25 protein-coding genes, 4 tRNA genes and 1 pseudogene are annotated in these 22827 nt (G+C 70.2%); 23 read left to right on the forward strand and 7 right to left on the reverse strand.

Annotated elements, in window-relative coordinates:
* Positions 1-110 precede the first annotated feature (110 nt).
* From E2651_RS13485 to E2651_RS13525, 9 genes are all read left to right on the forward strand, one after another.
* Positions 111-764, forward strand: a complete 654-nt coding sequence (locus E2651_RS13485) for an NADH-quinone oxidoreductase subunit J (RefSeq protein ID WP_135331338.1) — start codon at positions 111-113, stop codon at positions 762-764.
* Positions 764-1168, forward strand: coding sequence for an NADH-quinone oxidoreductase subunit NuoK (gene nuoK / locus E2651_RS13490; RefSeq protein ID WP_135331339.1), 405 nt, complete (start codon positions 764-766; stop codon positions 1166-1168). Before E2651_RS13485 ends, nuoK begins: the two co-directional genes overlap by 1 nt.
* On the forward strand, positions 1165-3159 hold the full coding sequence (locus tag E2651_RS13495; RefSeq protein ID WP_135331340.1) for an NADH-quinone oxidoreductase subunit L: 1995 nt from the start codon (positions 1165-1167) through the stop codon (positions 3157-3159). The genes nuoK and E2651_RS13495 overlap by 4 nt, the downstream gene beginning before the upstream one ends.
* Positions 3160-3165: 6 nt before the next feature.
* Positions 3166-4755 (forward strand): NADH-quinone oxidoreductase subunit M, encoded by a 1590-nt coding sequence (locus E2651_RS13500; RefSeq protein WP_135331341.1) that lies wholly within the window; start codon positions 3166-3168, stop codon positions 4753-4755.
* Positions 4752-6290 carry an NADH-quinone oxidoreductase subunit N gene (locus E2651_RS13505; RefSeq protein ID WP_135331342.1) on the forward strand — a complete coding sequence of 513 codons (1539 nt, stop codon included), beginning with the start codon at positions 4752-4754 and terminating at the stop codon, positions 6288-6290. Before E2651_RS13500 ends, E2651_RS13505 begins: the two co-directional genes overlap by 4 nt.
* Before the next feature lie 177 nt (positions 6291-6467).
* Positions 6468-7331 carry a zinc metalloprotease HtpX gene (htpX, locus tag E2651_RS13510; protein ID WP_135331343.1) on the forward strand — a complete coding sequence of 288 codons (864 nt, stop codon included), beginning with the start codon at positions 6468-6470 and terminating at the stop codon, positions 7329-7331.
* The gene (locus tag E2651_RS13515; protein WP_135331344.1) at positions 7328-7720 is read left to right on the forward strand and encodes a YccF domain-containing protein; all 393 of its coding nucleotides are present in this window, start codon (positions 7328-7330) and stop codon (positions 7718-7720) included. The genes htpX and E2651_RS13515 overlap by 4 nt, the downstream gene beginning before the upstream one ends.
* 92 nt (positions 7721-7812) lie before the next feature.
* Positions 7813-8337, forward strand: coding sequence for an SMI1/KNR4 family protein (locus E2651_RS13520; protein ID WP_135331345.1), 525 nt, complete (start codon positions 7813-7815; stop codon positions 8335-8337).
* Positions 8338-8427: 90 nt separating this feature from the next.
* Entirely contained in the window at positions 8428-8694 is a 267-nt protein-coding gene (locus E2651_RS13525) for a GlsB/YeaQ/YmgE family stress response membrane protein (RefSeq protein WP_135331346.1), read from the forward strand.
* An 84-nt stretch (positions 8695-8778) separates the two neighbouring features.
* On the opposite strand, the gene E2651_RS13530 is transcribed toward E2651_RS13525, so the two are convergent.
* Entirely contained in the window at positions 8779-9267 is a 489-nt protein-coding gene (locus E2651_RS13530) for a YajQ family cyclic di-GMP-binding protein (protein WP_135331347.1), read from the reverse strand.
* A gap of 197 nt (positions 9268-9464) precedes the next feature.
* Between E2651_RS13530 and E2651_RS13535 the strand changes: the two genes are divergently transcribed.
* Together E2651_RS13535 and E2651_RS13540 are read left to right on the forward strand one after the other, a co-directional pair.
* Positions 9465-9546: transfer RNA gene (locus E2651_RS13535), tRNA-Tyr, on the forward strand.
* 68 nt (positions 9547-9614) lie between these two features.
* Positions 9615-9827, forward strand: a complete 213-nt coding sequence (locus E2651_RS13540) for a hypothetical protein (protein WP_135331348.1) — start codon at positions 9615-9617, stop codon at positions 9825-9827.
* Between the two features lie 71 nt (positions 9828-9898).
* On the opposite strand, the gene E2651_RS13545 is transcribed toward E2651_RS13540, so the two are convergent.
* The 3 genes from E2651_RS13545 to E2651_RS13555 form a co-directional block, all read right to left on the reverse strand.
* Complete coding sequence (locus tag E2651_RS13545) at positions 9899-10273, reverse strand: nuclear transport factor 2 family protein (RefSeq protein WP_135331349.1); 375 nt, start codon at positions 10271-10273, stop codon at positions 9899-9901.
* 25 nt (positions 10274-10298) lie between these two features.
* The gene (locus E2651_RS13550; protein WP_135331350.1) at positions 10299-10955 is read right to left on the reverse strand and encodes an SDR family oxidoreductase; all 657 of its coding nucleotides are present in this window, start codon (positions 10953-10955) and stop codon (positions 10299-10301) included.
* 73 nt (positions 10956-11028) lie between these two features.
* A complete protein-coding gene (locus E2651_RS13555; protein ID WP_135331370.1) occupies positions 11029-12324 on the reverse strand; it encodes an amidohydrolase family protein in 1296 nt (431 codons plus the stop codon).
* Between the two features lie 285 nt (positions 12325-12609).
* Here E2651_RS13555 and E2651_RS13560 point away from each other — a divergent pair.
* From E2651_RS13560 to E2651_RS13595, 8 genes and pseudogenes are all read left to right on the forward strand, one after another.
* A tRNA-Thr gene (locus tag E2651_RS13560) sits at positions 12610-12682 on the forward strand.
* Between the two features lie 47 nt (positions 12683-12729).
* A tRNA-Met gene (locus tag E2651_RS13565) sits at positions 12730-12802 on the forward strand.
* Positions 12803-12893: 91 nt separating this feature from the next.
* Positions 12894-13058 (forward strand): 50S ribosomal protein L33, encoded by a 165-nt coding sequence (rpmG, locus tag E2651_RS13570; protein WP_004571794.1) that lies wholly within the window; start codon positions 12894-12896, stop codon positions 13056-13058.
* Positions 13059-13142: 84 nt separating this feature from the next.
* Positions 13143-13607, forward strand: coding sequence for a MaoC family dehydratase N-terminal domain-containing protein (locus E2651_RS13575; RefSeq protein ID WP_135331351.1), 465 nt, complete (start codon positions 13143-13145; stop codon positions 13605-13607).
* A gap of 4 nt (positions 13608-13611) precedes the next feature.
* The gene (locus E2651_RS13580) at positions 13612-14040 is read left to right on the forward strand and encodes a MaoC family dehydratase (RefSeq protein WP_135331352.1); all 429 of its coding nucleotides are present in this window, start codon (positions 13612-13614) and stop codon (positions 14038-14040) included.
* A 144-nt stretch (positions 14041-14184) separates the two neighbouring features.
* Complete coding sequence (locus tag E2651_RS13585) at positions 14185-14742, forward strand: TetR/AcrR family transcriptional regulator (protein ID WP_209446138.1); 558 nt, start codon at positions 14185-14187, stop codon at positions 14740-14742.
* A 72-nt stretch (positions 14743-14814) separates the two neighbouring features.
* Positions 14815-16254, forward strand: a complete 1440-nt coding sequence (locus E2651_RS13590; RefSeq protein WP_135331354.1) for a DHA2 family efflux MFS transporter permease subunit — start codon at positions 14815-14817, stop codon at positions 16252-16254.
* Between the two features lie 63 nt (positions 16255-16317).
* A pseudogene (locus E2651_RS13595) lies at positions 16318-17388 on the forward strand (UDP-N-acetylmuramate dehydrogenase); the annotation flags it as partial.
* A 40-nt stretch (positions 17389-17428) separates the two neighbouring features.
* Here the strand turns inward: E2651_RS13595 and E2651_RS13600 are convergent.
* A complete protein-coding gene (locus E2651_RS13600) occupies positions 17429-18061 on the reverse strand; it encodes an NAD(P)H-binding protein (RefSeq protein WP_135331356.1) in 633 nt (210 codons plus the stop codon).
* A gap of 87 nt (positions 18062-18148) precedes the next feature.
* On the opposite strand from E2651_RS13600, the gene E2651_RS13605 reads away from it, so the two are divergent.
* Positions 18149-18748: a TetR/AcrR family transcriptional regulator gene (locus E2651_RS13605; protein WP_135331357.1), complete on the forward strand. Its 600-nt coding sequence runs from the start codon at positions 18149-18151 to the stop codon at positions 18746-18748.
* Here E2651_RS13605 and E2651_RS13610 read toward each other — a convergent pair.
* Positions 18738-19757 (reverse strand): adenosine deaminase, encoded by a 1020-nt coding sequence (locus E2651_RS13610; RefSeq protein WP_135331358.1) that lies wholly within the window; start codon positions 19755-19757, stop codon positions 18738-18740. The genes E2651_RS13605 and E2651_RS13610 overlap by 11 nt on opposite strands.
* Before the next feature lie 140 nt (positions 19758-19897).
* Positions 19898-21124: a pyridoxal phosphate-dependent aminotransferase gene (locus E2651_RS13615; protein WP_135331359.1), complete on the reverse strand. Its 1227-nt coding sequence runs from the start codon at positions 21122-21124 to the stop codon at positions 19898-19900.
* 181 nt (positions 21125-21305) lie between these two features.
* Here E2651_RS13615 and E2651_RS13620 point away from each other — a divergent pair.
* The 3 genes from E2651_RS13620 (at position 21306) to nusG (ending at position 22752) form a co-directional block, all read left to right on the forward strand.
* A tRNA-Trp gene (locus E2651_RS13620) sits at positions 21306-21378 on the forward strand.
* A 109-nt stretch (positions 21379-21487) separates the two neighbouring features.
* Entirely contained in the window at positions 21488-21775 is a 288-nt protein-coding gene (gene secE, locus E2651_RS13625; protein ID WP_135331360.1) for a preprotein translocase subunit SecE, read from the forward strand.
* A gap of 77 nt (positions 21776-21852) precedes the next feature.
* Positions 21853-22752: a transcription termination/antitermination protein NusG gene (gene nusG / locus E2651_RS13630; protein WP_135331361.1), complete on the forward strand. Its 900-nt coding sequence runs from the start codon at positions 21853-21855 to the stop codon at positions 22750-22752.
* Positions 22753-22827 lie beyond the last annotated feature (75 nt).

Here is a 22827-nt window from a genome sequence, read left to right on the forward strand (position 1 = left end):
GCCCTGGACCCCGCCGCCGAGGATCCCAAGGAGATCGCCACCGCCCGCAAGGCGGCGGAGAAGCTCGCCGCGGCACAGCAGGCCCCGGCACCCGGACCGGAGGGAGACGCGTGAGCCTCGCAGCAGCAGCCGCAGCCTCCGAAGCGGCGGCCAAGGCCGCCGAGAGCCAGGGCTTCCTCTCCCCGACGGGAGTGGAGATCGCCTTCCTCCTCGTCGGCCTGGTCACCCTCGGCTCGGCGATCGTCACCGTCACCACCAAGCAGCTGGTGCACGCCGCCCTGTGGCTGGTGGCCACGCTCGGCGGCCTGGCCGTCGAGTACCTCCTGCTCACCGCCGAGTTCATCGCCTGGGTGCAGGTACTGATCTACGTCGGTTCCGTCGTCGTCCTCCTCCTGTTCGGTCTGATGCTCACGCGGGCCCCCATCGGCCGCTCCCCGGACGCCGATTCGGGCAACCGCCCCGTCGCGCTCGCGGTGGCCGTCCTCGCGGCCGCCGCCCTCGTCTGGGTCGTCGTCGACGCCTTCCGGACGACGTGGATCGACCTCGACCGCGCCGCCGACGAAGCCCAGGGCTCCACCGGCGTGACCGGAAAGTTCCTCTTCCAGCACTGGGTACTGCCCTTCGAGGCCCTCTCGGTCCTGCTCCTCGCCGCCCTGGTCGGCGCGATCGTCCTCTCCCGCAGGAACGCCCGCATGACCCGGCTGAACAGCACCCCCGGCGACACCCGTACGAACGGTGCCCCCAGCGACAAGGAGCAGCGCTGATGCACCTCGCCTATCCCGCCGTCCTGGCCGTCCTCCTCTTCTGCGTAGGCCTGTACGGAGTACTCGCCCGCCGCAACGCGATCCTGGTCCTGATGTCCGTCGAGGTGATGCTCAACGCCGTCAACCTCAACCTGGTCGCCTTCGACGTCTGGCTGCGTGACGCCCTCCACTCCGGCCAGGCCCTGACCCTCTTCACCATCGCCATCGCCGCCGCCGAGATCGGCATCGGCCTCGCGATCGTCCTCGCCGTCTACCGCAACCGCGGCTCCTCCGCCGTCGACGACCTCCGCGACACCGCCGAGGGCCCCGAAGACCCCGAAGACGATGCCGAGGGCGCGGCCACCGAAGAGCCCGTCCCGGCAGAGAAGTCGCAGAAGTCGCAGAAGGCTGAGGCCACCGCGTGACCACGACCACCCTCGCCGTACTCGTCCCCCTCCTGCCGTTCCTCGGCGCGGCCGCCGGGCTGCTGCTCGGCCGCACGATCCCGGGACTCGTACGCCCCCTCGCGGTGCTGCCCACCCTGGCCGCACTCGTCCTCGCCGTCCTGGTCGCCGCCCGCCACGGCGGCGGCGCCGACATCGACGCGGCCACCGAGCTCACCCCGACCGGCTCGATCCCGATCGAACTCGCCCTGCACATCGACGGCTTCGCCGCCCTCGTCGCCGTCCTGGTCGGCGTCGTCGCCTCCTGCGTGCAGATCTACTCGACGGGCTACCTGCGCGACGACCCGCGCTACCCCTCGTACGCCGCTCTCGTCTCCCTCTTCACCTCCGCGATGCTGCTCGTCGTCTACTCCGGCGACCTGATGGTGCTCCTGGTCGGCTGGGAGACCATGGGCATCTGCTCGTACTTCCTCGTCGGCCACTACTGGGAGACGCCCGAAGCCCGCGCCGCCTCCCTCAAGGCCTTCCTGGTCACCAAGCTCGGCGACGTCCCCTTCCTGATCGGCCTGTTCGCGCTGGCCGTCGACGCGGGCTCCTTCCGCATCACGACCGTCCTCGCGACGGTCGCGGACGGCGGCCTCGACCACCCCACGCTGATCGCCCTGCTGCTCCTCGCGGGCGTGGCCGGCAAGTCCGCGCAGTTCCCGCTGCACACCTGGCTGCCCGACGCGATGGCGGGCCCCACGCCCGTCTCCGCACTGATCCACGCCGCGACGATGGTCGCCGCCGGTGTCTACTTCGTGGCCCGGCTCCTTCCCGTCTTCACGGCCTCCGCCGCGGCCCTGGTCGTCCTCGCCGTCATGGCCGCCGTCACGATGGCAGGCTCGGCCCTCGCCGCACTCGCCCAGGACGACATCAAGCGCGTCCTCGCGTACTCGACGATCGGCCAGCTCGGCTACATGACCGGCGCCCTCGCCGTCGGCGACCGCGGCGCCGCCGTCTTCCACCTCCTCTCGCACGGCGCCTTCAAGGCGCTCCTCTTCCTCGCGGCGGGCGTGATCATCCACGCCGCCGGCACCAACTCGCTGGCCGCGATGTCCCGGATGACGGGCCTGCGCGACCGCGTCCCCGACGCCTTCTGGACGATGACCGTGGCGCTCCTCGCGCTCGCCGCGATCCCGCCCTTCAGCGGCTTCTTCTCCAAGGAAGCCGTCCTGGGCGTCGCCGAGCACGCGGCCACCGGCCACTCCGAGACCGCGCCCACCGCGGCGGGCTGGATCGTCCTCATCGCCGGTCTGCTGACCGCCCTCCTCACCGCCGCCTACGCGACGCGCCTGTGGCTGCTCGCCTTCAACGGCAGGGGAGCCGAAGCCCCGGACCACGGCAGGCAGCCCGTCACGATGACCGCCGTGCTCTGGGTGCTCGCCGTCCCCTCACTCGCCTTCGGCCTCACCGTCGGCGTCCTCCCGGACTGGTTCGACGGCCACGCGCTCACCCCGACCCTCACCACCTCCGTCCTGGGCACCGGCGTCGCACTCGTCGGCGGCCTCGTCACCTACGGCGCCTGGCGCCACACCACCGCGCTCGCCGCCCGCGTCCCGATGGGCGCGGTCGCCGCCGACGCGGAGGCCGACGGAGGTCTGGTCGAAGCCGAGGCCATCGCCACGCACGCCCCCGCGTACGGAGATGTGGCCGCGGCCCACGACCCGGCGGACCCGGGCCGCCTCCTGCTCGGCCCGCTGCACCGCCACGCAGCCGTCGGTTTCCACCTCGACGCCGTCTACACCGCCCTGTTCGTGCGCCCCGTCCAGGCCGCCGCGAGCCTCGTCCGGTTCCTCGACCGCGAGGTCATCGACACCTACGTACGCGGCGCGGGCACCGCACCCCGCTGGCTCGGCGCGGCCGTCCGCCGCGCGCAGACCGGCAATGTGCAGACCTACCTGAGCGCGCTGCTCGCAGGCACCGTCGTCCTGGCTGTCGCCGCCGTCCTCGTCGCCACCGTCGGAGCGTGAGCAGCCGTGATCGATATCAGCGAATCCGTGATGCAGTTCCTTCTCGCATTGATCGTCGTCGGCCCGCTCATCGGCGCCGTCGCAGCACTCCTGCCGGCCCCGCCCGGACTGAAGGGGAAGTCGCCCGACCAGGCCGTGCTCCGCCACGGCGTGACCGTGACCGGCGCGATCCTCATCGCCGCGATCGTCCTCGCGCTCGGCTTCGACCACGACCAGCCGTCGAAGATGCAGGCCACGACCGATATCAGCTGGATCCCCGCACTCGACGTGCGCATCCACCTCGGCATCGACGGCATCTCGCTCCCCCTTCTGGTCCTGACCGCGCTGCTGACCTTCCTCTGCGCGCTGTACTCCTACTTCAAAATGCCTGCGGGCCCGTCTCCCAAGGCATTCGTCGCGCTGATCCTCGTGCTCGAGTCCGGCACCCTCGCGACCTTCGCCGTCCTCGATCTGCTGCTGTTCTTCCTGGCGTTCGAGGTGGTGCTCATCCCGATGTACTTCCTCATCGCCCGCTGGGGCGGTGAACAACGGACCCAGGCCGCTTGGAAGTTCATCCTCTTCACGCTGCTCGGCTCCGTCGTGATGCTGCTCGGTCTCCTCCTCATCGGCCTGAAATCCGGCACATTCGACATGGTGGCACTCGCCACTGACAACGGCCGCGGGCTGACAACATCCGTGCAGGTCATCGCAGTTCTGGCGATCGGGATCGGGCTAGCGGTCAAGGCGCCGATGTGGCCGCTGCACAGCTGGCTGCCGGACGCGCACACCGCGGCGCCCACCGTCGGCTCGGTGCTGCTGGCCGGCGTGCTGCTGAAGATGGGCACGTACGGGTTCGTCCGCATCCTGCTGCCCATCACGCCCGACGGGATGAGCACCTTCGCGCCGTACCTCGCGGCCTTCGCGGTCGTCGGGATCATCTACGGATCGCTCGCCTGCCTCGCGCTCGCCAAGCAGGGCGCGAAGGGCGACCTCAAGCGCCTCATCGCCTACTCGTCCGTGGGCCACATGGGCTTCGTACTGCTCGGCATCTCGACGATGAGCCCGACCGGCGTGAACGGCGCGCTGTTCGCCAACATCGCCCACGGCCTCATCACCGGCCTGCTGTTCTTCCTCGTCGGCGCGCTGAAGGACCGCACCGGCACCAGCGACCTCGACACCCTCGCGCAGGAGTCGGGCGCCGCGCTCTACGGCAAGGCACCCCGCCTCGGCGGCCTCCTCGCCTTCGGCGCCGTCGCCTCGCTCGGACTGCCGGGCCTCGCCGGGTTCTGGGGCGAAATGCTCGCCCTGTTCGGCGCGTTCAAGCCCGCCGACGACCTCAGCCGCCCCGCCTTCCTCACCTTCATGGCGATCGCCGCCTTCGGCACCCTGCTCACCGCCGCGTACATGCTCATCGTCGTACGCCGTGTCTGCATGGGCCCGATGCCGCAGGGCGCCGCCGCGACCGAATCCCCGGCGCTCGCCGACGTCCAGGGCTATGAGTTCGCCGCCTGGACCCCGCTCGTCGCCCTCACCGTCCTCGCCGGACTCTGGCCCGCCGCACTGCTCGGCCTCACCGACCCGGCCGTGCAGCAGCTCCTCGCAGGAGGCAAGTCGTGACCGTGGCCGCCGAAAGCGCCGCCAATGTCGTCCAGTCCGTCGACTGGCTCGCGATCGCCCCGCCCACCATCGCGGCGGTAGTCGGTCTCTTCGTGCTCGTCGCCGACCTCTTCGTGGGCGACAACAAGAAGGCGCTGCTCGGCTGGATCTCCGTGGCGGGACTCGCCGCGGCCGCACTGTCGCTGCTTCCGATCCTGAACGACGACCGGTCGACCTTCTGCCTGACCGGCGGCGCGGAAGCCTGCAGCTACACGGCCGACCGCTTCACCCTCGTCATCCAGCTCCTCGTCCTGGGCGGCGCCCTGCTGGCCGCGCTCCTGTCGATGAGCACCCTCAAGGACGCCAACGGCACCAACAGGGAACTCCCCGAAGGGGAGTTCTGGTTCCTGCTGCTGTCCTCCGCGGCGGGCGCCGCACTGCTGCCCGCCTCGCGCGACCTCGCGACCCTCGTCGTCGCCCTGGAGGTCGCCTCGCTGCCCGCCTTCGCGCTCGTCGGCCTCAAGTACGGCGACAAGCGGTCCTCCGAAGCGGCCCTGAAGTTCTTCCTCTCCTCGGTCGCCGCGACCGCCGTCACGCTGATGGGCGTCAGCTTCGTGTACGCCGCGACCGGCACCCTGCACCTCACCGAGATCGCGGCCGAACTCCGGAACGTCGACGGGCAGCTGGACACCCTCGCCCAGACCGGCGTCGTCCTCACCCTCGTCGGCTTCGCCTTCAAGGTGGCGGCCGTGCCCTTCCACTTCTGGGTACCCGACACCTACGTAGGCGCCCCCTTGCCGGTGGCGGCCTACCTCTCCGTGGTCGGCAAGGCGGTCGGCTTCACCGGCCTGATCCTCGTCACCGTCGTCGCCTTCCCCTCGTACGCGGACGTGTGGGGCCCGGCACTCGCCGTGCTCGCCGCCCTCACCATGACCGCGGGCAACGTGGCGGCACTGCGCCAGCAGGCCACGCGCGCGTACAGCGCGGTCCGCCTGCTCGCCTGGTCATCGGTCGGCCAGGCCGGCTACCTCCTGGTGCCGATCGCCGCGGCCGGATACGCCGACAACCCCGCGGAGGCCGAGAAGGCCATCGGCTCCACCGTCGCGTACGCCCTGATGTACGCGGCCGTGAACCTCGGAGCCTTCGCCGTGGCCGCACTCGTCGGCCGTACGCAACGCCTGAACCGCGTCAGCGACTACCGGGGCCTGTACGCCAGGAGCCCCCTGTCCGCCCTGGTGCTCGGCTTCTTCCTGCTCTGCCTCGCGGGCCTGCCGCCGGGCATCATCGGCCTCTTCGCGAAGGTCACCGTCTTCTCGGCGGCGGTCGACGCGGGCCTCGGCTGGCTCGCCGTGGTGATGGCCGTGAACGTGGTGATCGCGCTCTTCTACTACCTCCAGTGGACCGCGCTGCTGTTCCGCGCCCCCGCGGGCGAGCCGGTGAAGCACCGCGTGCCGGCCCCACTGACGGCGGCCATCGCCCTGACAGCTGTCCTCGGCGTCGCCCTCTCCGGAGCGCCGCAACTCGTCCTGAGGTTCGCGGACACCGGCCTCTTCTGACGATCCCCCTTCCCCCCAAGGCCGCTCGGGGCCTCACCCGAGCGGCCCACACCGCTCCTGCGCGCACAAGGGAACTAGTGCCCCCCGCCTGGCGTTGACCAGTACGGGAGGGTCCACTGAAGAGTGGAAGCACCAGTAGGCAGAGGGTTCCCCCACGCACCACCAGGAGGGCGTACCGTGCACCGCCGGCACAACGGGCTGAAGACCGCCGTACTCCTTGGGGGACTGTCCGCAGTCATCCTCGTCATCGGCAGTTTCTTCGGACGTACGGGCCTGATCGTCGCGCTCTTCGTGGCGCTCGGCACCAACGCGTACGCGTACTGGAACAGCGACAAGCTCGCCCTGCGCGCCATGCGAGCCCGCCCGGTGAGCGAATTCGAGGCCCCCGAGCTGTACCGCATGGTCCGGGAGCTCTCCACCCAGGCCCGCCAGCCCATGCCCCGCCTCTACATCTCACCGACGGAGGCCCCCAACGCCTTCGCGACGGGCCGTAATCCGCGCAACGCCGCGGTCTGCTGCACCGAGGGGATCCTGCGCCTCCTGGACGAGCGCGAGCTGCGGGGCGTCATCGGCCATGAGCTCAGCCACGTCTACAACCGGGACATCCTGATCTCGTCCGTCGCGGGCGCGCTCGCCTCGGTGATCATGTTCCTGGTCAACTTCGCCTGGCTGATCCCCATCGGCCGCTCGGACGACAACGACGGCCCCGGCATCTTCGGCATGCTCCTGATCATGATCCTCGGGCCGCTCGCCGCCTCCGTCATCCAGCTCGCGATCAGCCGCTCCAGGGAGTACGAGGCCGACGCGTCCGGCGCGCAGCTCACCGGCGACCCGCTGGCCCTGGCGAGCGCCTTGCGCAAGCTCGAAGCGGGAACGAAGCAGCTCCCGCTGCCTCCTGAGCCTCGCCTTGAGACGGCAAGTCACATGATGATTGCGAACCCTTTCCGTCCGGGGCAGGGCATGTCCAAGATGTTCTCCACGCATCCGCCGATGGCGGAGCGCATCTCCCGGCTCGAGCAGATGGCAGGTCGCCAGCAGTGAAGACAATCCTCAACGTCATTTGGCTCGTCCTGTGCGGGTTCTGGATGTTCCTCGGTTATCTGGTAGCGGGGCTGCTCCTGTGCATCACGATCATCGGCATCCCGTTCGGCCTCGCCAGCTTCCGGATCGGCCGCTATGCCCTGTGGCCCTTCGGCTACACGACAGTTGAGCGCCGCGACGCGGGTGCGCCGTCCTGCGTCGGCAACGTCCTGTGGCTGATCCTCGCGGGCTGGTGGCTGGCCCTCGGCCACATCGTCACGGGCTTCCTGCTCTGCGTCACGATCATCGGCATCCCGCTCGGCGTCGCCAACTTCAAGCTCATCCCGGTGTCGTTGATGCCGCTGGGCCGCGAAATCGTGCGCACGGACCAGCCGTTCGCCTCGCGCTAGAGCCGATTGCCGATTGCCGATTGCCGGTTACCGACGGCCGCCCGGCGGCCACGCGGAGCTCGACTGTCAGTGCCGTGGTCCACCATGAACGCATGACGGACATCGAGGAGTTGCTGGACCGCGTGGCCGCCCAGGCCCGGACCACCCGGCCCTGGGACACCCTGCCCGCTCCCGCGAGCGCGAGCACCCTGGCCGCCGCGGAGGCCGCCCTCGGCTTCCCCGTCCCGCCGCTGCTCGCCGCCCTCTACACCCGGATAGGCGACGGCGGATTCGGCCCGGAGTACGGCCTGTTGCCCCTGCTCGACGGCAATTCCTCCGGAGGCGAGCCCTCCGTGGTCGAGGAGTACGCCGGGATGCGCGGCTCCGACTGGGGCTGGCCCGAGGGCGTGTTGCCGATATCCCACTGGGGCTGCGGGATGTACGCCTGCGTGGACTGCCGCGGCGAGTCCGCCCAGGTCCTGCTCTTCGAGCCGAACGGCGGCGACCCGGACCACGTCTGGTTCCTCGACTCCCCGAGCCTCGCCGACTGGCTGACCACCTGGCTCGACGGCACCGGCTGGTACGAGGAGGACAACGACGACATGGACCTCGCCCCCTGTGTCGTACACCGCACCTAGGGGATCACCGCAACCGCGTCCCTCCGCAGTGACGTCCTTCAGGACAACAGCGCACAGAAGCTCACCGCGCGAGAAAGGCCGGGTCACTGCATGGGCATCATCAGCTGGATCGTTCTGGGGCTGCTGGCCGGCGCCGTCGCCAAACTGCTGCTCCCCGGCCGTGACCCGGGCGGCTTCATCGGCACGACCGTCATCGGCATCGCGGGCGCCTTCATCGGCGGCTGGATCTCCGCCCGCTACCTCGACCGCCCGATCACCAACCACTTCTACGACGGCGCCACCTGGACGGCGGCCATCGGCGGCTCCCTCGTCCTGCTCGTCGGCTACCGCATCCTCTTCGGCCACTCACGCCGCTGAGACGCCGTACCCCCGATCTGCGGCCAGCAGCAAGGGCGGGCACCCGGCCCGGGTGCCCGCCCTCCGTAGTCGTACGACCGTGAACTACCGGTAGTTGACGAACTGCACCGCGAAGTCGAAGTCCTGCCCCTTGAGCAGCGCCTGCACGGCCTGCAGGTCGTCGCGGCTCTTCGAGCTGACCCGCAGCTCGTCGCCCTGGACCTGCGCCTTGACGCCCTTGGGGCCCTCGTCGCGGATGATCTTGGCGACCTTCTTGGCGTTCTCCTGGGAGATGCCCTCCTCGATCGAGGCGAAGATCTTGTACTCCTTGCCGGACAGCTGCGGCTCGCCCGCGTCCAGCGACTTCAGCGAGATCCCACGCTTGATCAGCTTGGACTGGAAGATGTCGAGGACCGCCTTGACCCGCTCCTCGCCGTTGGCCCGCATCAGGATCTTCTCGTCGGACCAGGCGATCGAAGCGCCGGTGCCCTTGAAGTCGTAGCGCTGCGAGATCTCCTTGGCGGTCTGGTTGAGGGCGTTGTCGACCTCCTGCCGCTCGACCTTCGAGACGATGTCGAAACTGGAGTCGGCCATGTCCTGTGGCTCCTTGTATCGGGGTCTGCGTACTCAGCTGGTGCACGGCCTTCGGTCCCCGGCCGCACCAGCAAAGCCTAGCCACCGCCCCCGGCCCGGGCGCTGATCAATCGGGTGGCGAAGCACCCCTGCCCATCAGGTATGGTTTACGTCGTTGCCACGGAGCGCCGCGCAAGCGGAACAGAGGCAGCAAACATGGCGGTGTGCCCGAGCGGCCAAAGGGAGCAGACTGTAAATCTGCCGGCTCAGCCTTCCCAGGTTCGAATCCTGGCGCCGCCACGCGAAGGAGACCCTCTCCGATCTTGCGGAAACGCAAGACGGAGGGGGTCTTTTCGTACGCTGGGGCCATGTCGTCCCGCCGCAGGAACTGCCCCGAGTGCCGCCGTGAAATCGCCGTCGTCGGAGGCCGGTTCGCCCGCCACGACCCGCCGGGCCCGCGCGGCAGCGGCGAGCTGATCTCCTGCCCGGGCTCCCGCAGACAAGCCCAGCTCGGCGCCGCACAGCCCGCTCTGGACGGCTACGTGGTGCCGGAGTTCCCCGGCCAGCTCCCGCTCTTCTGAGGCGCTCACGCGGCCGCACAGGGCGTCCGGAGCCGCCGTCGCGGTCACGGCCGACGATCAGCGCCGCCCGATCAGGGCTGTCGTACGTCCATCCGGCTCACCAGGCCCTCGGCGCGGAAGCTGTAGACATGCTCGACGGTCTTCGGCGCCCAGTGGTCGCCCGTCTCGTCCCGCAGCCCGGGCCGCACGGTCGCCACGACCCGGCGTCCGTCGTCGTCGAGCCGCAGCCGTTCCAGGTGCACCAGTGGGTGCATCACTGCGAACTGCCGTGCCCAGTAGGCCCGGACCTCCGCGATGCCGTGGGCGCGGGTGTTGTCCAGGAGATTCGGCCAGTCCACGTCGGGCGCCAGTGAGCGCGGTATGAACGCGTCGCGCTCATCCGTACTGAAGACGGCGTACATCTGCCGCAGCAGGGCTTCCTGCGCGGCCGGCACCTCGGCGGTCATGGGTCCCCCCCCCCGGAAGCCGACTTCAGTTCCCCGCAACGGACTTGACCGCCACGGACACCGGCGTGGAACCGCTGATCAGCTCCAGCGTCAGCCCCGCCGTCGCCGACGAGTCGACGAGCTCGGCGAGCACCGCGGCCACATCGTCACGCGGAATGGGCCCGCGTCCGGTCGATGCCTCCAGACGGACCAGACCGGTGCCCGCGTCGTCCGTCAGCATGCCGGGGCGCAGGATCGTCCAGTCCAGGGCCGCACGCCCGCGTACGTAGGCGTCGGCCTCGCCCTTGGCGCGGAGATAGGCGTCGAAGATGTCGTCGCCCTGGTGCGCCGGGTCCGCGCCCATGGACGACACGACTACGTAGCGCCGCACTCCGGCGCGCTCCGCCGCGTCCGCGAACAGCACGGCCGCGTCCCGGTCCACGGTGTTCTTGCGGTCGGCCCCGCTGCCCGGCCCGGCGCCCGCCGCGAACACGGCCGCGTCGGCGCCTTCCAGATGCCCCGCGACCTCCTCGACGGATGCCGACTCCAGGTCGCACAGGACCGCTTCGGCACCCGCCGCCCGCAGGTCGGCGTCCTGCCCGGCCTTGCGGACGATCCCGACCGCCACGTCACCCCGTGCGGCGAGCAACCGCTCGAGCCGCAGCGCGATCTGACCATGACCTCCAGCGATGACAATGCGCATGTCTCCGACCGTACGGCAGCACCCGCATGATCGCCCCGCGCGCGGGAGTCACGTCCCGAACGGACGCGCGCTCTCAGGACGGTTCGTCACCCTTCGGCCGCCCCGGCCCCGCCTTCTTCGCCCGCCCCTGCCGCGGCAGGTCGAGGGCCACGGCGGCAGCCGAATCGCAGTACTCCCGCACCGCGCTCGTCCGCGCCACCACGCGCCCCCGGTGCACCACGATGCGGCTGTACGCGAGCGACAGCGCGCCCGAGAGGTGATCGCCCCGCACCGCGAGGAGTTCGGCGGGGAATCCGGCCTCCACGCGGACCTCGGGGAGCCCCATGGCCGACCTGGCGGCCCCGCTCACCGCTCCGTACGCGTCCTCGGGGCGCAGCCCGCAGCGCGACGCGAGCAGGTAGGCGGCCTCCAGCGGGTCGCCGCGCCCCACCGGGTTCGACACGTCCCGCATGGCCCCGCTGCCGGCGGCCACCCGCACCCCCGCGGCCCGCAGCAGCCGCACCGGGGCGACCGCGCCGCGCCGGTCCACGCTCCCGCAGCCGCCCTGCGGCAGGCAGACCACGGTCACCCCGGCCGCCGCCAGCTGATCGGCGGTCCGCGCGGCCACGTCCGACGGCAGCCGGCCGAGCCCGCCGCACGGGCCGATCGTCACCCCGGGCCGCAGCCCGCCCGCCATCGCGGCGAGCCGCCCGAGGCGCGCCGGATCGCTGCCGTCCGTGTGCAGGTCGACGGGGCAGCCGTGCTCCGCCGCGACCTCGAGCACCGCCTCCACGTACCCCGTCGGATCGGGGTCCAGATCGGGGCAGCCGCCCACTACGGAGGCGCCCATTTTCACCGCGTCCCGCAGCATCGCGAGACCGTCGGCACCGGCCACGCCGGTCAGCAGCCGGGGCACGGCCACGGCCGTCAGATCGACGAGCCCGCGCAGCGAACGCCGGGCCTGGAGCACCGCCTCCATCGGCGTGAGCCCCTGCACGTCGCCGATCCGCACATGCGAGCGCAGCGCCGTCGCGCCGTGCCCGAGCTGCAGCAGGGCCGCTTCGGTGGCCCGCCGCTGGACGTCCGGGAGGTCGTACGAGACCGGTCCTTCCGCGTCCGCCGACAGCGCGGTGTCGCTGTGCGCGTGCGGCTCGGCGGCCGCCGGGAGCAGGAGATAGCCGCCGAGGTCCACCCGCGCGGCGTGCGCGGTGAGGCTGCCCGCCGTGCCGACCGCTTCGATGCGCCCGGAGCCGAGCCGCACGTCCACGGTCCGGCCGTCGGTCAGCCGGGCGCCGCAGAGCAGCAGCGCCGTGCTGTCGGGGGCGTCGTCACCGGAGGAGCCGGAACCGGACGAGCCGGAGGAGTGGGGCTGCGGCTGGCTGTCGGGCATCGCGCTCCTGAGGTTCGGGGGCGGCTGCGGTCCTGGCGGCACGGCGTACCCGATCAGGACGTCCAAGATCACGCAGCGTGGGTCGAGCCTAGGACGACGACCGGCCCTCTTCGAGGAGGAGCGCAATAGTCGTACCGGTGTGGTGCGAGGCGTTCCACGGGTGTTCCGAGAGGCGCTGAAGTGACGTGGTGAGACGGCTGAGGCGGCCTTCCCGATGCCCCCGGACAGCCCTGGCGAAACGGATTTGGGCGATCGGCGACCAACCGTGTAATGTCTTCATCGCTCGCCCCAATAGCTCAGTCGGTAGAGCGTCTCCATGGTAAGGAGAAGGTCTGCGGTTCGATTCCGCATTGGGGCTCTGATGTCGATTGATCCTCGCCTTCGGGCGGGGGGACCCGGCATCGCAGCGGTGTAGCTCAGTCGGTAGAGCAAGCGGCTCATAATCGCTGTGTCACCGGTTCAAGTCCGGTCACCGCTACTACTAGTAGTAGCCGATTGTGGGGTCGGTCCTCCGATCGGCTACTCTTTTATGCGTTCATCCGTCCACCCGTCCGTCAAGGAGCACTCACGTGGCTGCCACAGACGTCCGCCCGAAGATCACGCTGGCCTGCGTGGAGTGCAAGGAGCGGAACTACATCACCAAGAAGAACCGGCGTAACGACCCGGACCGTCTTGAGATGAAGAAGCACTGCCCGCGCTGCAACGCGCACACTGCGCACCGCGAAACGCGCTAAACACAGGCTCGTACACGAGGCCGTCCCCGATTGTTGGGGGCGGCCTCGTGTCGTTTACCCCAACCTGCAGGAGGTGCCGAGTCCATGGCGCTCGACCAGTCCTTCGTGGGGCGGTCCTACCCGCCCACCGACCCCTATGAGGTCGGCCGGGAGAAGATCCGTGAGTTCGCCGAGGCGGTGGGCGACGCGAATCCCGCGTACACCGACGCGGAAGCGGCCAAGGCTTTCGGCCACTCCGATGTGATCGCCCCGCCGACTTTTGTGTTTGCGATCACTTTCAAGGCCGCGGGCCAGGTCATCGAGGACCCGCAGCTGGGGCTCGACTACAGCCGCGTCGTGCACGGCGACCAGAAGTTCGCGTACACCCGGCCGGTGCGCGCGGGGGACCGCCTGGCGGTCACCTCGACCATCGAGGCCATCAAGTCCATGGCGGGCAACGACATCCTGGACATCCGCGGTGAGGTCCACGACGAGGCCGGCGAGCACGTCGTGACCGCGTGGACCAAGCTCGTCGCGCGTGCGGCGGAGCCCGCGGCAGAGGAAGTGTGAGGCGATGACGGCGAAGGTTTCGTACGAGAGCGTCGAGGTCGGCACCGAGCTGCCGGCCCAGAGCTTCCCCGTGACGCGCGCCACGCTCGTGCGGTACGCGGGCGCCTCCGGTGACTTCAACCCGATCCACTGGAACGAGAAGTTCGCGGTCGAGGTCGGTCTGCCCGACGTCATCGCGCACGGCATGTTCACCATGGCCGAGGCGATCCGCGTCGTGACGGACTGGGCGGGTGACCCGGCCGCCGTCGTCGAGTACGGCGTGCGCTTCACCAAGCCCGTCGTGGTCCCGAACGACGACAAGGGCGCGCTGATCGAGGTCAGTGGCAAAGTCGCCCAGAAGCTGGACGACAACCGGGTCCGGGTGGACCTGGTCGCGAAGAGCGGGGACCAGAAGGTCCTTGGCATGTCCCGTGCCGTGGTCCAGCTCGCCTGACCCTCGTACGGCTTGAAGGGGTAAGGGGTATCCGCCATGGGCGGATGCCCCTTACTTGTTGGCCTACCTGCGCGCCGCTTGCCCGCCGACTTGCTCGCCGAGCCGCCCTTGACGTAGGTAGTGATTGGCCACTAACTTAGCCACATGGTCAGGATGAGCGCAGAAGAGCGACGCGAGAGCGTCATTCGCGCGGCGATGATCGAGTTCGCCCGTGGTGGCTACAACGGCACTTCCACCGAGGTGATCGCCAAGCGGGTGGGTGTCTCGCAGCCGTATCTCTTCCGCCTCTTTCCGGGGAAGCAGGCCATCTTCCTCGCCGCGTCCGGGCGCTGCTGCCAGGAGATCACCGAGGTCTTCAGGAAGGCGGCCGAGGGGCTCGAGGGGGAGGAGGCGCTGCATGCCATGGGCGGGGCCTATCAGGCGCTCATCGCCGACGACCCGGACAAGCTGCTCATGCAGATGCAGATGTACGTCGCCGTGGCCTCCGCGGAGGCGTCCGGTGACCGGGAGTTCGGCGAGGCGCTGCGGGCCGGCTGGATGAAGATGTACGACACGGTCCGTCTCGCTCTGGGGACGGATGCCGACGAGACGACCCAATTTCTTGCCTACGGGATGCTGATCAACGTCCTGGTGTCGATGGGGTTCCGACCCGACCACCGGGTGTGGACCGGCTTCTACGAGTCGGCGCAGCCCAAGAAGTAAGTCGCGCGTGGCGGGGGGCGTGCTTGTGCGCCCAGAGAAGTTAGTCATCAATAACTAACCACAGGGGAAGCAATGTCACAGCAGACAGCACGGCGCGGGGGAGCAGCCTGGACCCTCGCCATCACCAGCGTCGCCGGATTCATGGCGGCCCTCGACAATCTCGTCGTCACCACCGCTCTGCCCGCCATCCGCGAGGACTTCGGGGGAGCGCTGCACGACCTCGAATGGACGGTGAGCGCCTACACCCTCACCTTCGCCGTGCTGCTGATGTTCGGCGCGGCCCTGGGCGACCGCTTCGGGCGCCGCAGGCTCTTCATCGCCGGCCTCGCGGTCTTCACCGGAGCCTCCGCCGCCGCGGCCCTCGCGCCCGGCATCGATGCGCTGATCGCCGCCCGCGCGGTCCAGGGCGTCGGCGCCGCGATCATGATGCCGCTGACGCTGACCCTCCTGACGGCGGCCGTGCCGGTGGCCAAGCGCGGGATGGCGTACGGCATATGGGGCGCCGTCAACGGCCTCGCGGTCGCCAGCGGTCCGCTCATCGGCGGCAGCCTCACCGAGCACGTGTCCTGGCAGTGGATCTTCTGGCTGAACGTCCCGCTCGGCCTCGCGGTGCTGCCGCTGGCCCGGCTGCGCCTCTCCGAGTCGTACGGCACCGGAGCGCCGCTCGACATCACCGGAACGCTGCTGGCCAGCGGCGGGCTCTTCGGGATCGTGTACGCGCTCATCCGCGGCAACATCGACGGCTGGACCAGTGCGACCGTCCTCGCCGGTCTGATCGGCGGCGGCGCGCTCCTCGCCCTCTTCGTGCGCCACGGCATCCGCAGCGAGAACCCGATGCTGCCCATGCGGCTCTTCCGTAGTCGTGCCTTCTCCGCGATCAACGCCGCGAGCCTGCTGATGTTCGTCGGGATGTTCGGCTCGATCTTCCTGCTCAGCCAGTTCCTGCAGAACGTCGTCGGCTACTCGCCCACCGAGGCGGGCCTGCGGATGCTCCCCTGGACCGGTATGCCGATGATCGTCTCTCCCATCGCGGCCTATCTCGCGGACCGGTTCGGTGGCCGCCCCGTCGTCACCGCCGGCCTCGCGCTCCAGGCCATCGGCCTCGCCTGGTTCGCGGTCATCGTGGAGCCCGACATGTCGTACGCCGCCCAACTGCCCGCCCTGATCATCAGCGGGGTCGGCATGGCGCTGTACTTCGCCCCCGCCGCGAACCTGGTGATGTCCAGCGTCCGCCCGTCCGAGCAGGGCATCGCGTCCGGCGCCAACAACGCCCTGCGTGAGGTCGGCGGCGCCCTCGGCATCGCGATCCTCGCCGCGGTCTTCTCCGCCCAGGGCGGCTACGAGTCCGCCCAGCGCTTCGTGGACGGCCTCGGGCCCGCGCTGTGGGTCGGCGCCGCCTTGGTCGGCGTCGGCGCGGTGGCGGCCGCGCTGCTCCCGGGGCGGACCGTGACCGGGAAGCCGGCCGACGCCGTACAGGCCGCGGCCGAGGAGCGCACTCCGGCCGGCGTCTGAACCGGCTCCGGCCCGCCTCACTCCCACGGTCCGTGGCCCCGCCCGAGCGGCGGGGCCACGGACCGTACTCTTGAGCACGTGCAGGAACTCCACGATGCCCCCCTCGCCCCGCTGACCACCTTCCGGCTCGGCGGTCCCGCGACCCGTCTGATCACCGCGACGACCGACGCCGAGGTGATCGCCGCCGTCCGCGAGGCCGATGACTCCGCGACCCCGCTGCTGCTCATCGGCGGCGGCTCGAACCTCGTCATCGGGGACAAGGGCTTCGACGGCACGGCGCTGCGCATCGCCACGAAGGGCTTCGAGCTCGACGGTACGAAGCTGGAGCTGGCCGCCGGTGAGGTGTGGACCGACGCCGTCGCCCGCGCCGTGGAGGCCGGGCTCGCGGGCATCGAGTGCCTCGCCGGGATCCCCGGCTCGGCAGGCGCGACGCCGATCCAGAACGTGGGGGCGTACGGCCAGGAAGTCTCCTCGACGATCACCGAGGTGATCGCTTACGACAGGAAGACCCACGAGACGGTCACCATCGCGAACGCCGAGTGCGACTTCTCGTACCGCCACAGTCGTTTCAAGGCCCATCCCGACCGCTTCGTGGTCCTGCGGGTGCGCTTCTCCTTGGAGGACGCCCAGGGGATGAGCGCGCCGATCAAGTACCCGGAGACGGCCCGCACGCTCGGCGTGCAGGCGGGCGACCGGGTCCCGGCGGCGGTCGCCCGTGAGACCGTCCTGAAGCTGCGCGCGGGCAAGGGCATGGTGCTCGACCCCGAGGACCACGACAGCTGGTCCGCCGGGTCGTTCTTCACCAATCCGATCCTCACCGAGGACGAGTTCACCGCCTTCCACGCACGCGTGGCCGACCGCCTCGGCCCGGATGTCGCGCCTCCCGCCTTCCCGACGGACGACGGCAGTGTGAAGACCTCCGCCGCCTGGCTGATCGACAAGGCGGGCTTCACCAAGGGCTACGGCGAAGGCCGGGCCCGCATCTCCACCAAGCACACCCTCGCGCTCACCAACCGCGGCGGCGCGACCACGGAGGACCTCTTGGCCCTCGCCCGCGAGGTCGTCGCCGGGGTGCGGGACGCCTTCGGGGTCACGCTGGTCAATGAGCCGGTGACCGTGGGCGTCAGCCTGTAGGCGCCCTCTACGTAGAAGGCGGTTGGCCACTGGGCGGTCACTAGTAGGCGACGCCCACGCCCTGCTTCACCGTCGCCAGGTCGTCGATCGCCGCCAGCATCGCGTGCGCCACATCGGCCCTTCCCATGAACCGGGCGCTGACCGGAGTGCCCCCGACCACCCGGCGGTAGACGCCCGTCGCCGACTTGTCCTGCAGCCGCGGCGGACGCACGGACGTCCAGTCCGTCGCGCTGCGCGCCAGCTCGGCCTCCATGGCCCGCAGATCGTCGTAGACGCTCTTCAAGATCCGGCTGACCAGCACCCCCGCGATCCGGTCGGCCGGCGGCTGACGCTCGGGCGGCGGGCCGACCGGCGCCGCGCTGACCACCACCAGCCTGCGCACCCCCTCGGCCTCCATGGCGTGCACCACCGACCGCGTGAGCTCGGCCGCGATCCCCGCGTCCGCCTTCTTGCGGGCCCCGAGCCCCGAGAGCACCGCGTCCCGTCCCGCCACCGCGCCCCGCAGCGACTCCGGATCCTTCAGGTCGGCCCGGAAGACTTCCAGGCCGGCTCCCGTCGCCGACAGCCGCGCGGGATCACGGACGACGGCCGTGACCTCGTGCCCCTTGGCGAGCGCCTGCCGGACGATCTCTCCGCCGACACCGCCGGTCGCACCGAACACCGTGAGCTTCATTGCGTACCCTCCCCAGGTGGGTAAGTGTTCACTCACCCCTAGAGTGAGTATCCACTCACCTCTTCGTCAAGCTTGCTTGGACGGCGCATGCAGCTGAAGCCCACCCGGGCCCGCATCCTCGACGCGGCCCATGAACTCATGCTCACCGTCGGCCTCTCCCGTGCCACCACCAAGGAGATCGCCAAGGCGGCGGGCTGCTCCGAAGCGGCGCTCTACAAGCACTTCGCCAGCAAGGAAGAGCTGTTCGTGGGCGTCCTCCAGGAGCGGCTGCCTCGCCTTGGCCCGCTGCTCCACCGCCTCGCCGAGGACCCGGGGGAGCGCCCGGTGGAGGAGAACCTCGCCGAGATCGCCCGCCTGGCCAGCCACTTCTACGCCGAGAGCTTCCCGATCGCCGCGTCCCTCTACGCCGAGACCAAGCTCAAGCGCCGCCACGAGGACTCCATGCGGGAGATGGGCACGGGCCCGCACATGCCCATCGAGGCCCTGGACGCCTATCTCCGCGCCGAACGCGACGCCGGCCGCATCGACCCGGGGGCCGACACGTTCGCCGCCGCCTCACTGCTCCTGGGCGCCTGCGCCCAGCGAGCCTTCGCCTACGACTCCACGGTCGCCAAGCGGCCCCCGCAGCCCGTCGACGAGTTCGCGGCCGCCCTCGCCCGCACCCTCCTGGCGGGCATCAGCCGCTGAGCCACTCGTCGATCCCGGACAGCAGCTTCTGCTGTACGTCTACTGGGGCCGCCGAGCCGCGGACCGACTGCCGGGCCAGTTCGGCGAGCTCGGCGTCCGAGAAGTCGTGGTGCCTCCGCGCGATCTCGTACTGGGCGGCGAGCCGCGAGCCGAAGAGCAGCGGGTCGTCGGCCCCGAGCGCCATCGGCACCCCGGCGTCGAACAACGTCCGCAGCGGCACGTCCTCGGGTTTCTCGTAGACGCCGAGCGCGACGTTCGACGCCGGGCAGACCTCGCACGTCACGCCCCGGTCCGCGAGCCGCTTCAGGAGCCGCGGGTCCTCGGCGGCCCGCACCCCGTGCCCGATCCGCGCCGCGTGCAGGTCGTCAAGGCAGTCCCGCACCGACGCGGGCCCGGTCAGCTCACCGCCGTGCGGCGCCGCGAGCAGCCCGCCGTCGCGCGCGATCGAGAAGGCCCGGTCGAAGTCCCGCGCCATGCCCCGGCGTTCGTCGTTCGAGAGCCCGAAGCCGACGATGCCCCGGTCCGCGTAGCGCACCGCGAGCCGCGCCAGCGTGCGGGCGTCCAGCGGGTGCTTCATGCGGTTCGCGGCGACCAGCAGGCGCATTCCGAGGCCGGTCTCCCGCGAGGCGCTCTCGACGGCGTCCAGGATGATTTCCAGGGCCGGGATGAGCCCACCGAGCCGCGGCGCGTACGACGTCGGGTCGACCTGGATCTCCAGCCACCCCGACCCGTCCCGCAGATCCTCCTCGGCGGCCTCCCGCACAAGGCGCTGGATGTCCTCGGGCTCGCGCAGACAGGAGCGGGCGGCGTCATAGAGCCGCTGGAAGCGGAACCAGCCGCGCTCGTCGGTCGCCCGGAGCTTCGGCGGCTCGGCGCCGGTCAGCGCCTCCGGGAGCCGCACCCCGTACTTGTCGGCGAGTTCGAGCAGGGTCGTGGGCCGCATCGACCCGGTGAAGTGCAGATGCAGATGGGCCTTCGGCAGCTCTCTTACGTCTCGTACACGCTCCATCCAAGGATCTTGCCGTACGCACATGGCGTCCCGGTAGCGTCTTTCCACCTTCGGGACCTTCCCCGAACGAAGAAACGGGCCGCCTCCCCGGAGAGGGGAGACGGCCCGCACGCGCGCGTGGAGCGCGAAAACCGGCGGCCCTAGTCGCGGGCCTCGGCCAGCAGCTTCTGGATCCGCGAGACGCCCTCGACGAGGTCCTCGTCGCCCAGGGCGTACGAAAGACGCAGGTAGCCCGGCGTCCCGAAGGCCTCGCCCGGAACGACCGCGACCTCGGACTCCTCCAGGATCAGCGCGGCAAGCTCGACGGAGTTCTGCGGGCGCTTGCCGCGGATCTCCTTGCCGATGAGGGCCTTCACCGAGGGGTACGCGTAGAAGGCGCCCTCGGGCTCCGGGCAGAACACGCCGTCGATCTCGTTCAGCATCCGCACGATGGTCTTGCGGCGCCGGTCGAAGGCCTCGCGCATCTTCTCCACGGCGGTCAGATCACCGGAGACGGCGGCGATGGCGGCCACCTGCGCGACATTGGAGACGTTCGATGTGGCGTGCGACTGGAGGTTCGTCGCGGCCTTCACGACATCCTTGGGGCCGATGATCCAGCCCACCCGCCAGCCGGTCATCGCATACGTCTTGGCCACGCCGTTGACCACGATGCACTTGTCGCGCAGCTCGGGCAGGAGCGCCGGCAGGGACGTGAACTTCGCGTCTCCGTAGACGAGGTGTTCGTAGATCTCGTCCGTGAGGACCCACAGGCCGTGCTCGACGGCCCAGCGGCCGATCGCCTCGGCGTCGGCCTCGCTGTAGACGGCGCCCGTCGGGTTGGACGGCGACACGAAGAGCACGACCTTCGTGCGCTCCGTGCGGGCGGCCTCGAGCTGCTCCACCGAGACGCGGTAGCCGGTGGTCTCGTCGGCGACGACCTCGACCGGCACACCGCCCGCGAGGCGGATCGACTCCGGGTACGTCGTCCAGTACGGAGCCGGGACGATGACCTCGTCGCCCGGGTCGAGGATCGCGGCGAACGCTTCGTAGATGGCCTGCTTGCCGCCGTTCGTCACCAGAATCTGGGAGACCTCGGGCTCGTACCCGGAGTCGCGCAGCGTCTTCGCGGCGATCGCGGCCTTGAGCTCGGGAAGCCCGCCCGCAGGCGTGTAGCGGTGGTACTTCGGGTTCTTGCAGGCCTCGATGGCGGCTTCGACGATGTAGTCGGGCGTCGGGAAGTCGGGCTCACCCGCGCCAAAGCCGATCACCGGACGCCCGGCGGCCTTGAGGGCCTTCGCCTTGGCGTCCACGGCGAGGGTCGCGGACTCGGAGATCGCGCCGATGCGGGCGGAGACCCGGCGCTCGGTGGGAGAAGTGGCAGCGCTCATGACCCCATCGTTCCAGACCCGAAACGGCCCCGGCACGCCCGTTTCCATGACCACCGGATCTGAAGCTGTTCGACGGAGCGCCGCTGAGCACGTACACTCACTGCTCGTTGGCCCTCACCGGCCGCGCCCTCTCAACGCACTCTGTGCACCGGGACGGATGCGGTAGGTTGGGGGAAATCAAAGGGTCGTAGCTCAATTGGTAGAGCACTGGTCTCCAAAACCAGCGGTTGGGGGTTCAAGTCCCTCCGGCCCTGCTACACACACCTCTCGCCAGGATGTGTGCGCATGTACGTACTGCATTGCACCGCCGTGCGGCTCATACCGGGCGCGGCACGGCCACGACCCGGAATCAGGTGAGGACGAGTGACGGACGCCGTGGGCTCCATCGACATGCCTGATGCCCAGGACGAGGCGCCGGAGTCCAAGAAGAAGGCCCGCAAGGGCGGCAAGCGCGGCAAGAAGGGCCCCTTCGGCCGTCTCGCGCTCTTCTACCGCCAGATCGTCGCGGAGCTCCGCAAGGTCGTCTGGCCGACTCGCAGTCAGCTCACGACGTACACCAGCGTAGTGATCGTCTTCGTGGTCATCATGATTGGCCTCGTGACCGTGATTGACTATGGCTTCAACCACGCCGTCAAGTACATCTTCGGCTGAGCCGAAAGCGAAGGGCGCCGTTCCCGGCGCCCCTATTCGCGTGTTCCACCCCTTGTATCCAGGAAGAAGCAGCCACCGTGTCTGACCCGAACCTGAACGACGCCATCGAGTCGGCGGAGTCCGTGGAGGACCAGCTCGACATCGTCGAGGCGGCGGACGCCGAGGACCCGGACCAGGCCGAGGCTGCCGACGCCGCTGCGGGCGTAGCCGCCGAAGAGGCAGCCGTGCACGTCGAGACCGAGCCCGGTGACGAAGCCGACGCCGAGGTCGCCGAAGCCGACGAGGCCGTCGCCGAGGACGAGACCGAAGAGGCCGACGAAGCCGCCGAGTCCGTCGAGGACGAGGAGGAGGCCGAGCCGGTCGACCCGATCGTCGCCCTGCGCGAAGAGCTCCGCACCCTCCCCGGCGAGTGGTACGTCATCCACACGTACGCCGGTTACGAGAACCGCGTGAAGACCAACCTCGAGCAGCGTGCCGTCTCGCTGAACGTCGAGGACTTCATCTTCCAGGCCGAGGTGCCGCAGGAAGAGGTCGCGCAGATCAAGAACGGCGAGCGCAAGACGATCCGTCAGAACAAGCTCCCCGGCTACGTCCTTGTGCGCATGGACCTGACGAACGAGTCCTGGGGCGTCGTCCGCAACACCCCCGGCGTCACCGGCTTCGTGGGCAACGCCTACGACCCGTACCCGCTGACCCTGGACGAGATCGTCAAGATGCTCGCCCCGGAGGCCGAGGAGAAGGCCGCCCGCGAGGCCGCAGAGGCCGAGGGCAAGCCCGCTCCGCAGCGCAAGGTCGAGGTCCAGGTCCTGGACTTCGAGGTGGGCGACTCGGTCACCGTCACCGACGGCCCGTTCGCGACGCTGCAGGCCACGATCAACGAGATCAACGCCGACTCGAAGAAGGTCAAGGGCCTCGTCGAGATCTTCGGCCGCGAGACCCCGGTCGAGCTCAGCTTCGACCAGATCCAGAAGAACTAGCCTTCTCGGCTTCCTCTGGAACACACGCTTCCGACCAGGTCAGACGGGCTGCCAAAGCCCGTCTGACCTGCTCGG

The organism is Streptomyces sp. MZ04 (assembly GCF_004684775.1).
Taxonomy (GTDB): Bacteria; Actinomycetota; Actinomycetes; order Streptomycetales; family Streptomycetaceae; genus Streptomyces.

Coding starts and splice junctions, on each gene's coding strand:
- nuoK (WP_135331339.1), top strand. CDS start 764: ATGCACCTCGCCTATCCCGCCGTCCTGGCCGTCCTCCTCTTCTGCGTA.
- E2651_RS13520 (WP_135331345.1), top strand. CDS start 7,813: ATGACGGACATCGAGGAGTTGCTGGACCGCGTGGCCGCCCAGGCCCGG.
- E2651_RS13525 (WP_135331346.1), top strand. CDS start 8,428: ATGGGCATCATCAGCTGGATCGTTCTGGGGCTGCTGGCCGGCGCCGTC.
- E2651_RS13530 (WP_135331347.1), bottom strand. CDS start 9,267: ATGGCCGACTCCAGTTTCGACATCGTCTCGAAGGTCGAGCGGCAGGAG.
- E2651_RS13540 (WP_135331348.1), top strand. CDS start 9,615: ATGTCGTCCCGCCGCAGGAACTGCCCCGAGTGCCGCCGTGAAATCGCC.
- E2651_RS13545 (WP_135331349.1), bottom strand. CDS start 10,273: ATGACCGCCGAGGTGCCGGCCGCGCAGGAAGCCCTGCTGCGGCAGATG.
- E2651_RS13550 (WP_135331350.1), bottom strand. CDS start 10,955: ATGCGCATTGTCATCGCTGGAGGTCATGGTCAGATCGCGCTGCGGCTC.
- E2651_RS13555 (WP_135331370.1), bottom strand. CDS start 12,324: ATGCCCGACAGCCAGCCGCAGCCCCACTCCTCCGGCTCGTCCGGTTCC.
- E2651_RS13575 (WP_135331351.1), top strand. CDS start 13,143: ATGGCGCTCGACCAGTCCTTCGTGGGGCGGTCCTACCCGCCCACCGAC.
- E2651_RS13580 (WP_135331352.1), top strand. CDS start 13,612: ATGACGGCGAAGGTTTCGTACGAGAGCGTCGAGGTCGGCACCGAGCTG.
- E2651_RS13585 (WP_209446138.1), top strand. CDS start 14,185: ATGGTCAGGATGAGCGCAGAAGAGCGACGCGAGAGCGTCATTCGCGCG.
- E2651_RS13590 (WP_135331354.1), top strand. CDS start 14,815: ATGTCACAGCAGACAGCACGGCGCGGGGGAGCAGCCTGGACCCTCGCC.
- E2651_RS13600 (WP_135331356.1), bottom strand. CDS start 18,061: ATGAAGCTCACGGTGTTCGGTGCGACCGGCGGTGTCGGCGGAGAGATC.
- E2651_RS13605 (WP_135331357.1), top strand. CDS start 18,149: ATGCAGCTGAAGCCCACCCGGGCCCGCATCCTCGACGCGGCCCATGAA.
- E2651_RS13610 (WP_135331358.1), bottom strand. CDS start 19,757: ATGGAGCGTGTACGAGACGTAAGAGAGCTGCCGAAGGCCCATCTGCAT.
- E2651_RS13615 (WP_135331359.1), bottom strand. CDS start 21,124: ATGAGCGCTGCCACTTCTCCCACCGAGCGCCGGGTCTCCGCCCGCATC.